1 protein-coding gene and 1 pseudogene are annotated in these 1757 nt (G+C 56.3%); one reads left to right on the forward strand and one right to left on the reverse strand.

What is annotated here, in order from left to right:
* Positions 1-83 precede the first annotated feature (83 nt).
* Positions 84-1535, forward strand: a pseudogene (locus ACQKP4_RS29000) (DNA-directed RNA polymerase subunit beta'); the annotation flags it as partial.
* Between the two features lie 39 nt (positions 1536-1574).
* Here ACQKP4_RS29000 and ACQKP4_RS29005 read toward each other — a convergent pair.
* On the reverse strand, positions 1575-1757 hold a 183-nt coding region (locus tag ACQKP4_RS29005), incomplete at its 5' end, for a hypothetical protein (protein WP_427637433.1).

Here is a 1757-nt window from a genome sequence, read left to right on the forward strand (position 1 = left end):
AGAGCAAGGCTTCCCCGTGCTGGTGAAAGACGCGTCCCTGGGCGGTGAATTCCCGGTGATGTGCGTCACGCTGATGAACCCGCGTACCGGCGGCGCAGTCCATCGGTGAGCCGGGTACCCAGCTGACCATGCGTACGTTCCACATCGGTGGTGCGGCAAGCCGGACCTCCGCGGCCGACAGCGTTCAGGTGAAGAATGGCGGTACCGTCCGTCTGCATAACCTGAAGCACGTTGAGCGAGTGGATGGTTGCCTGGTGGCTGTGTCCCGTTCCGGTGAGCTGGCGATCGCTGATGACTTCGGTCGTGAGCGCGAGCGCTACAAGCTGCCGTACGGTGCTGTGATTTCGGTTAAAGAAGGTGACAAGGTCGACGCTGGCGCAATCGTGGCCAAGTGGGATCCGCACACTCACCCAATCGTTACCGAAATGAAAGGTACCGTGACCTACGTGGGCATGGAAGAAGGCATCACGATCAAGCGTCAGACTGACGAATTGACCGGTATGACCAACATTGAAGTACTCGACGCCAAAGATCGTCCAGCGGCCGGTAAAGATATCCGTCCTGCTGTGAAGATGGTTGATGACAACGGCAAGGATCTCTTGCTGCCGGGTACCGACGTAATTGCTCAGTACTTCCTGCCTGCTAACGCCTTGGTCGGTGTAGCGGACGGTGCGAAAATCGCGATCGGTGATGTTATCGCTCGTATTCCGCAAGAGACTTCGAAGACCCGTGACATCACCGGTGGTCTGCCGCGTGTTGCGGACTTGTTCGAAGCACGTCGTCCGAAAGAAGCCTCGATTCTGGCTGAAGTCAGCGGCACCATCGCGTTCGGTAAAGAAACCAAAGGCAAGCGCCGTCTGGTTATTACCCCGAACGACGGTAGCGATCCGTACGAAGAGCTGATTCCGAAGTGGCGTCACCTGAACGTCTTCGAAGGCGAACAGGTAAACCGCGGCGAAGTTATCTCCGACGGTCCGAGCGATCCACACGATATTCTGCGTTTGCTGGGTGTGAGTGCGCTGGCCAAGTACATCGTGAACGAGATCCAGGACGTTTACCGTCTGCAGGGCGTGAAGATCAACGACAAGCACATCGAGACCATCCTGCGTCAGATGCTGCGTAAAGTTGAAATCGCTGAATCCGGCGATTCCAGTTTCATCAAGGGCGACCAGATGGAATTGACTCACGTTCTGGTAGAGAACGAGCGTCTGGCTGGCGACGAGAAATTCGTTTCCAAGTTCACTCGCGTGCTGTTGGGTATCACCAAGGCGTCGTTGTCCACCGAATCGTTCATCTCGGCGGCTTCCTTCCAGGAAACCACTCGCGTACTGACCGAAGCGGCGGTAACCGGCAAGCGCGATTACCTGCGCGGCCTGAAAGAAAACGTGGTCGTGGGTCGTCTGATCCCGGCCGGTACCGGTCTGGCTTATCACAGCGAGCGCAAGCGTCGTCGTGATGCTGACAAACCGTTGCGCGTAAGCGCCAGTGAAGTGGAAGCTGCACTGACCGAAGCGCTGAACTCTAGCGGTAACTGAGTTCTGCGATAAATAAGCGTAAGGCCCCGGCCATTCCGTTCATCGAATCAAGACAATTTGTCGAGGTTGGATGAGCGGAGAGGTCGGGGCCTTGCCTTGACTGGGGGCAAGATCCTCTTTAGACTCTTGTACCCCTAAATTTGGCGGGAATTCGTTCCTGCCATTTTGCTTTTCTTGCAAGACAATAGCGTCGCAAGACAACAGTGGAGCTAGTAGATGGCA

Source organism: Pseudomonas sp. NPDC086278 (genome assembly GCF_050280905.1).
Classification (GTDB): Bacteria; Pseudomonadota; Gammaproteobacteria; order Pseudomonadales; family Pseudomonadaceae; genus Aquipseudomonas.